The following is an 8,010-nucleotide window of genomic DNA, read 5'->3' as shown; positions in this document are numbered from 1 at the left end:
TTGCTGCGGTTAAGGTTGTTTTACCGTGGTCAACGTGACCGATAGTACCTACGTTTACGTGGACTTTATCGCCACGATTAAATTGTTCTTTAGCCATTGTAAAGTTTCCTTTGTTGATGAAATCCCGTAGCACGATATGTGTTACAAGGTTTAGAGTAAAAACCTATTATATTGCCAATTAGTTTATTTATAAACTACATTTTGAACCGTTTATGTTCAAAACGTTTATTTAAACAAATACGGTCAAGATGGCATTCTACCATATTAACCAAATTTAGAAATCTATTACTAATTTATCTAAGGAAAAGATGAAGATAGAAAACAACGAGTGGTGCTGATAGGCGGATTTGAACCGCCGACCTCACCCTTACCAAGGGTGCGCTCTACCAACTGAGCTATATCAGCGCTGGAGCGGGCAGCGGGAATCGAACCCGCATCATTAGCTTGGAAGGCTAAGGTAATAGCCATTATACGATGCCCGCTGTTCTAAATTCGTCTGTCCCATAGGAATTCAATTAAAGAAGTGGTGGAGGGAGAAGGATTCGAACCTTCGAAGGCTGAGCCAACAGATTTACAGTCTGCCCCCTTTGGCCGCTCGGGAATCCCTCCACATTAATTGAATACTTGTTTACTCTGCGTTGAAATGGTGCCGACTACCGGAATCGAACTGGTGACCTACTGATTACAAGTCAGTTGCTCTACCTACTGAGCTAAGTCGGCATTGCATGTCGTAAGCAAGTGGTGCGCATTATAGGGTTTTCAAAAATCCTTGCAAGTATTTTTTAAAAAAAACATTAAAAAGGACAACCTTTCGATTGTTAAATATTCAAAATGCCGATTTTTTAGTTATTTTCTGCCATTTTCATGAGATAAATGCATAAATTTCATCATTTATATTGTATATTTTAACAAACGTATTCCATTGCGAATGGATGATTTGTAGTAAGTAAATGAGAGATTTCGGCTATGAGCCTACAAAAAACCGCTAAAATTACCCCTTTTCTCACTTTTGACCGCCATCAATGGGCCGATCTCCGCAAAGCGGTTCCCTTAAAGTTGACCGAACAAGATCTCAAACCGTTATTGGGTTTTAATGAAGATATTTCACTGGATGAAGTCAGTACGATTTATCTCCCGCTTGCCCGTTTGATTAACTATTACATTGATGAAAACCTCAAACGCCAAGAAGTATTGCATAAATTTTTAGACGTTGAGTCTCCGAAAGTACCTTATATTATCAGTCTAACGGGGAGCGTCTCGGTAGGGAAAAGCACCTCCGCACGTATTCTGCAAGCGCTTTTATCGCAATGGCCGGAAGAACGTCAAGTCGATCTGATCACGACCGACGGCTTTCTATATCCGTTAGCAGTGTTAGAAGAAAAAAACTTACTCAAACGAAAAGGTTTTCCCGAATCTTATGATATTCACCGTTTGATCGAATTCGTGTCGGATATCAAATCGGGCAAACGCCATGTAAAAGCACCGATTTACTCTCACTTAACCTATGACATTATTCCCGATCAATTTAATGTCGTCGATCAACCGGATATCGTGATTTTAGAAGGATTAAATATGTTGCAAAGCGGCATGAACTATCCGCTGAGCCCACATAACGTATTTGTCTCCGATTTTGTCGATTTCTCAATTTATGTCGATGCCGATGAAGAACTGCTAAAAGCTTGGTATATCAACCGCTTCCTAAAATTCCGGCGCAGTGCGTTCTCTGATCCGAATTCGTATTTTCACCACTATTCTAAATTATCGGAACAAGAAGCCGTCCAAACGGCATCAACGATTTGGGACGAAATTAACGGCTTGAATTTGAAGAAAAACATTTTACCGAGCCGTGAACGGGCAAATCTGATTTTGGTAAAAGGCGAAGACCATGCGATTCAAACCGTCAAACTCCGAAAATAACCATGACGACACCGAGCGGTTTTCAATTTAAACAATTTTTTATTGCGCATGATCGTTGTGCGATGAAAGTGAATACGGACGGCATTTTACTTGGTGCAATCGCCGACGTATCACACGCCGCCCACATCTTAGACCTCGGAACCGGTACGGGTTTAATTGCAATTATGTTGGCACAACGTACCGCTTGTCATACTCAAATTCTTGCTGTGGAATTAGAACAACATGCCTTTGAACAAGCTTCACAGAATACGGCGCATAGCCCGTGGGCAAACCGAATCAAAGTGATCCGGGCCGATGTGATGCAATGGGCATCCGACAAAACATTTGATCTCATCGTCGCCAATCCGCCTTACTTTGAACACAGCCCCATCAGCCGTACCCCGGAAAGACATTTGGCGAGAACAGCCTCCCAAAGCCATTTGGACTGGCTACGTCAAGCGCAAAAACAGCTCTCACCTGACGGTAAAATCAGCTTTATCTTGCCCACGGATGCCGCAGAAAAATTGATTGCACAAAGTAAAACTTGTCGGTTAACCTGTATCGAGACGTGGCGAATCTATACCCGTTCGGGCAAAGCGCCGAAACGTATGATTGTGACCTTTTCACCGCAACCCCGGATGATGACGGAAAAATCCTTGGTCATTTATGATCAACACGGCAACTACACAGAGGCATTCAAAGCCCTCACCCACCCTTTCTATTTAAATATGACTCTATAAAAAAGCTGAACGGAAAATCCATTCAGCCTTTAATCGACCATATTCGTCATGACAAACCGCTCAACACGCGGATTTTGCAATTTATGACTCGGAGCCGACCGCTTGTTACAGCGGGAATAATACCGGTACTAAGAACACCGATAGCAACATCACCAATACGGTAAACGGCAAACCGACTTTGACAAAATCCATAAAACTGTAGCCGCCCGGTGCCAACACCATGGTATTCACCGGAGACGATACCGGTGTAATGAACGCCGCCGATGCCGAAATGGCGACAATCATCGCAAACGGCGCAGGCGAATAATTCAGTTGTTGGGCAACCGCAATCGCTATCGGCATCACCAAAATCGCCGTCGCCGTATTGGAAATAAATGCGCTGATAATTGCCGTAAACACAAATAAAACAATCAAAACGAAATGTACATCCAAGCCTTGCATAATGTCTAACAACATACCGACGATAAGCTCAATCCCGCCGGTTTTTTGTAGCGCAATGGAAAACGGCATCATCCCGACAATCAACACAATGCTCGGCCAATGAATGGAGTCATAAGCGCTTTTCATATCAATACAACGAAATTTTCCCAACATCAAACACGCTAATAGTGCCGCAATCACATTGGGTACAATCCCCGTAATCATCAATGCAACCATAACGAACACGGAAAAAATTGCATGCGGCGCTTGGCTGATGGCGGGCGCAGCGTGTTTACTCTCTTCCGGTGTATCGATTAAAAAGAAATCCCGATTTTCTTTGCCCATTTCAAGAATTTGGGTCCATACCCCCATGACCAATAACACGTCACCGAACTTGATCGGCGTATGGATAAGATCATCTTGTATCAACTCGCCGTCCCGTTTCATCCCCACCACGCTTAATCCGTAGCTGGAACGGAATTTTAACTGGCTGATACTTTTACCGATACTTTCCGCTTCCGGCATAATGGAAATCTCTGCCACCCCAACGGATTTGGCTGAAAAATATTCACCTTTCAGTTCGACATTCTTCAAGCCGAATTCTTCACAGCGTTGTAAGAATAATTCCGGATCAATATTGATGTCCATTAATAGCACATCTTTTTCCCGCAAGGTCGCATTCCCGTATGCTGCAATCGACACGCTACGCAACCGCTTTACACGTTGGATTGCGACAATATTCAGACCGTATTCGCTGCGTAAATTTAATTCATTAATGGTTTTACCGACAAAAGACGATTCCGCCGTGACCACCACCATTTTGGCACGTCCGTTCAATTGGTATTCTTCAATGAATTGGTACATCGAAGACGACTTGCGTTTTTCCACATTCACCGATTCACCGTTATCCAACCAATGACGGGCAAACAGCATATACACGATCCCTAACGTCAATACGGAAAGCCCGACCGGGGTGAAACTAAAGAAGCCGAATCCTTGCGCCCCCGACTTAACCAATTCCGAATGTGCCACCAAGTTCGGCGGCGTTGCAATCAACGTCATCATACCGCTGATTAAACCGGCAACGCTCAGCGGCATCATTAAACGTTTCGGTGAGATCCCCATTCCCGAACAAATGGCTAACACCACCGGAATAAAAATTGCCACAATACCGGTCGAGCTCATAAAAGATCCCAATCCGGCAATCGACAGCATCAACAGAACCAATACTCTGGCTTCACTTTCACCGGCAACCCGCATCAACCACTCACTGACCTGATAAGCAATTCCGGTTCGGACAAGGCTTTCACCGACAATAAAAAGTAAGGCAATCAAAATCACATTCGGGTCACTCAGACCGGCAAACACCTCATTGACGGTTAAAATGCCGCTTAAACTGAAAAACGCAATCACCAGCAAGGCGACAATATCCATTCGCAATTTATTTTGAATAAATTGCCAAATCGAAAAGACCAATAAGATGAACACCCAAAACAGCGGGTGCGTTAAAAAATCGGGGAGAAAAGCGAGTAAGGATTGCATAAGACTATACCGATAAATGGCACGATGGCTTGATTATACCGATTTTCAAAAATTTCGCAGGGGGTTAAATCAAATAAAATTCAAAAAAAACAGGCAGATAACTCTGCCTGTCGAGAGTTTATTTGCTTGCATTGTAAATCTGCTTTGCTTTTGGCAACAAGCGAGCCAAATTCTCCTGACGCTCTTCATTTGACGGGTGGGTAGAGAAAATAGATGCCCCCGAATTACCGCTAGCCTTACTCATTTTCGCCCACAAATTCGGCGCCGCTTCCGGATTATAGCCCGACTGTGCCATCAGGATTAAACCGATTTCATCCGCTTCGGTTTCTTGGCTGCGGGAAAACGGTTTTGTCGCAATCAGATCCACGCCGGTACTCAACAATCCCTCCGTACTGACACCGGTCGTTGCGGTGACCGCAGCATCCGCTAAGACACCGACAATCCCGCTAATCACGCTCACCGTACGATCCGATTTACCGTGTTCTTGCAGTGCATGTGCCATTTCATGGCCGATAACGACGGCAATTTCATCATTCGATAAATTCAATTTCTCCGCCAATCCGGTATAAAACGCCATCTTGCCGCCCGGCATTGCCCACGCATTCAACTCATTTGATCTGAACACAGTGATTTCCCATTGGAACGGTACGCCCGTGTGATTGGCTTTTTCGGCATACGGCTTCATTTTATTAAATACGGCATGAATACGTTTTGCCGTGGCTGATGTGGTATCGATAGCATTTTGTGCCCGCGCCTGTTGTTTCACTTGCGTATAGTTTTTTTCCGCTTCCTGGTTAATTTGAGCGCTCGTCATACAAGCGGTCAGAAATGTCGAAAATATTGCAATAATGGTAATGCGTTTAAAAAAAGTCATGATTAACTTCCTATACTAAAAAAAATGCCAAAGCTTAGACTTTGGCATTGGCGAAACGTTTAAAAATTATTTTTTCGCACGTTCGAAAGATTCTAAGATCTCTTTGCGGGCTTCATTCACATCGCCCCAACCTTCGACTTTCACCCATTTACCCGCTTCTAACGCTTTATAGCTTTCGAAGAAGTGTTGGATTTGCGCTTTTAATAGTGCCGGTAAATCACCCACATCTTGGATGTGATCGTACTCTTTGCTTAATTTCGAGTGCGGAACCGCTACCACTTTCGCATCACCGCCGGCTTCGTCGGTCATTTTTAACACGCCGACCGGACGGCAACGGATCACCGCACCCGGCTGAAGCGGATAAGGTGTCGGCACTAAGACGTCTACCGGGTCACCGTCAGAAGAAAGGGTGTGGTTGACATAACCGTAGTTCGCCGGATAGAACATGGCGGTTGCCATAAAACGATCCACGAAAATCGCACCGCTCTCTTTATCCACTTCATACTTGATCGGATCGGAGTTGGCAGGAATTTCAATTACAACATAAATATCATCCGGTAATGCTTTACCGGCAGGTACGTTTTCTAAGCCCATGTGAGTTTCCTTCTGTTTGAGTCAAGGTGAAAAAACGTAAAGATTATAGCGGATTCATTTCGGATCGGCAAAGCAAGCGGTCGGTTTCTGCGAAAAATTTGCAAAAAACCGCTCGCATCCGACCGCTTGTTATTTCATATTTTGCAATGATTAATCCTAATAATATCAATTTACGCAACAATAAAAAGCGGTATAATCCGCACCGTACAACAAATACAGTATGTAAACACAACATTAACCGTTCAACAAACTTCTCAAATCAAAAGGATTCTACCATGGCTAACTATTTCAACACGTTAAACTTACGCCAACAATTAGATCAATTAGGTCGCTGCCGTTTTATGGATCGCGACGAATTCGCCGATGAAGCGAACTACTTAAAAGGTAAAAAAGTCGTGATCGTCGGCTGCGGCGCGCAAGGTTTAAACCAAGGTTTAAATATGCGCGACTCCGGTTTGGATATCGCTTACGCCTTACGTCCGGAAGCCATTGCGGAAAAACGTGCGTCATTCACCCGCGCAACGGAAAACGGCTTTAAAGTCGGCACCTATGAAGAGTTAATCCCGACTGCGGATTTAGTCATTAACTTAACCCCCGACAAACAACACTCTAAAGTGGTTGCGGATGTCATGCCGTTGATCAAAAAAGGCGCAGCATTAGGTTATTCGCACGGTTTAAATATCGTGGAAGTCGGTGAGCAAATTCGTAAAGACATCACTGTCGTGATGGTTGCGCCGAAATGCCCGGGTACCGAAGTACGTGAAGAGTACAAACGCGGTTTCGGTGTGCCGACATTAATCGCGGTTCACCCTGAAAACGATCCGCAAGGCGAAGGCTTGGCGATTGCGAAAGCATGGGCGGCGGCAACCGGCGGTCACCGTGCGGGCGTATTAGAATCTTCTTTCGTTGCCGAAGTAAAATCCGACTTAATGGGTGAACAAACCATCCTGTGCGGTATGTTACAAGCCGGCTCCATTGTTTGTTACGAAAAATTAGTGTCGGAAGGTAAAGATCCTGCCTATGCCGGCAAATTAATCCAGTACGGTTGGGAAACCATCACCGAAGCCTTAAAACAAGGCGGAATCACTTTAATGATGGATCGCCTATCCAACTCGGCGAAACTCCGTGCTTTCGAACTTTCCGAACAAATCAAAGAAGAATTAGCCTTCTTATTTGAAAAACACATGGACGACATCATCAGCGGTGAATTCTCTTCTACGATGATGGCGGACTGGGCAAACGGTGACGCAAATTTATTAAAATGGCGTGAAGAAACCGGTAAAACGGCATTTGAAAACGCCCCGAACGGCGACAGTATCAAAATCAGCGAGCAAGAATACTTCGACAACGGCGTATTAATGGTTGCGATGGTTAAAGCCGGTGTCGAATTAGCCTTTGACACCATGGTCGCCAGCGGTATCTACGAAGAATCCGCTTACTACGAATCGCTTCACGAATTACCGTTAATCGCCAACACCATTGCGCGTAAACGTTTATACGAAATGAACGTGGTGATTTCAGATACGGCGGAATACGGTAACTACCTGTTCGCTAACGTGGCAACCCCAATCTTGCGTGAAAAAGTCATCCCGACCTTACAACGCGGTGATTTGGGCGAACCGACGCCAACCGTTGAAATCGATAACGTCACCTTACGCGATGTCAACGATGCGATCCGCAACCACCCGATCGAATACATCGGTCAAGAATTACGCGGTTACATGACCGACATGAAACGTATTTCTTCACAAGGCTAAAACCGAACGGATTAAAAAACCGGTTCATGATGAACCGGTTTTTTTGTTATAGCTAGACAAAGTCTAGCTATAAAAACCATACGCTATGCGTATGGAATCAAAGAGCTTAAGCGATGAACAGAATAAAAAAATCCTCCTATAATGAATAAGGCTGACAACCAAAATTCAGAATATAGGAGGATAAGTC

7 protein-coding genes and 4 tRNA genes are annotated in these 8,010 nt (G+C 44.4%); 3 read left to right on the top strand and 8 right to left on the bottom strand.

The window, feature by feature from the left end; all coding sequences use genetic code 11:
- The 5 genes from ACEYKX_RS00420 to ACEYKX_RS00400 form a co-directional block, all read right to left on the bottom strand.
- Positions 1 to 97, bottom strand: a 97-nt coding sequence (locus ACEYKX_RS00420) for a GTP-binding protein (protein ID WP_261551017.1), incomplete at its 3' end; no start/stop codon positions are given.
- Between the two features lie 232 nt (positions 98 to 329).
- A tRNA-Thr gene (locus ACEYKX_RS00415) sits at positions 330 to 405 on the bottom strand.
- Between the two features lie 2 nt (positions 406 to 407).
- Positions 408 to 482, bottom strand: a tRNA-Gly gene (locus ACEYKX_RS00410).
- A 42-nt stretch (positions 483 to 524) separates the two neighbouring features.
- Positions 525 to 609: transfer RNA gene (locus ACEYKX_RS00405), tRNA-Tyr, on the bottom strand.
- A gap of 35 nt (positions 610 to 644) precedes the next feature.
- Positions 645 to 720: transfer RNA gene (locus tag ACEYKX_RS00400), tRNA-Thr, on the bottom strand.
- 246 nt (positions 721 to 966) lie between these two features.
- Here ACEYKX_RS00400 and coaA point away from each other — a divergent pair.
- Both coaA and ACEYKX_RS00390 read left to right on the top strand, forming a co-directional pair.
- Positions 967 to 1,917: a type I pantothenate kinase gene (gene coaA, locus ACEYKX_RS00395; RefSeq protein WP_373766573.1), complete on the top strand. Its 951-nt coding sequence runs from the start codon at positions 967 to 969 to the stop codon at positions 1,915 to 1,917.
- A gap of 2 nt (positions 1,918 to 1,919) precedes the next feature.
- Positions 1,920 to 2,636, top strand: coding sequence for a tRNA1(Val) (adenine(37)-N6)-methyltransferase (locus ACEYKX_RS00390; protein WP_373766572.1), 717 nt, complete (start codon positions 1,920 to 1,922; stop codon positions 2,634 to 2,636).
- Between the two features lie 105 nt (positions 2,637 to 2,741).
- On the opposite strand, the gene ACEYKX_RS00385 is transcribed toward ACEYKX_RS00390, so the two are convergent.
- From ACEYKX_RS00385 to ppa, 3 genes are all read right to left on the bottom strand, one after another.
- Entirely contained in the window at positions 2,742 to 4,598 is a 1,857-nt protein-coding gene (locus tag ACEYKX_RS00385) for an SLC13 family permease (protein ID WP_373766571.1), read from the bottom strand.
- A 118-nt stretch (positions 4,599 to 4,716) separates the two neighbouring features.
- On the bottom strand, positions 4,717 to 5,472 hold the full coding sequence (locus ACEYKX_RS00380; protein ID WP_373766570.1) for a M48 family metallopeptidase: 756 nt from the start codon (positions 5,470 to 5,472) through the stop codon (positions 4,717 to 4,719).
- Between the two features lie 66 nt (positions 5,473 to 5,538).
- On the bottom strand, positions 5,539 to 6,066 hold the full coding sequence (gene ppa, locus ACEYKX_RS00375) for an inorganic diphosphatase (protein WP_373766569.1): 528 nt from the start codon (positions 6,064 to 6,066) through the stop codon (positions 5,539 to 5,541).
- Positions 6,067 to 6,341: 275 nt separating this feature from the next.
- Between ppa and ilvC the strand changes: the two genes are divergently transcribed.
- Entirely contained in the window at positions 6,342 to 7,823 is a 1,482-nt protein-coding gene (gene ilvC, locus ACEYKX_RS00370; RefSeq protein ID WP_373766568.1) for a ketol-acid reductoisomerase, read from the top strand.
- The last annotated feature ends 187 nt before the right edge of the window (positions 7,824 to 8,010 follow it).

The organism is Glaesserella sp. (genome assembly GCF_041817755.1).
In the GTDB taxonomy this organism is placed as follows: domain Bacteria; phylum Pseudomonadota; class Gammaproteobacteria; order Enterobacterales; family Pasteurellaceae; genus Glaesserella.
The sequence above is the reverse complement of the archived record's forward strand: the minus strand, read 5'-3'. Positions and strand labels throughout refer to the sequence as shown.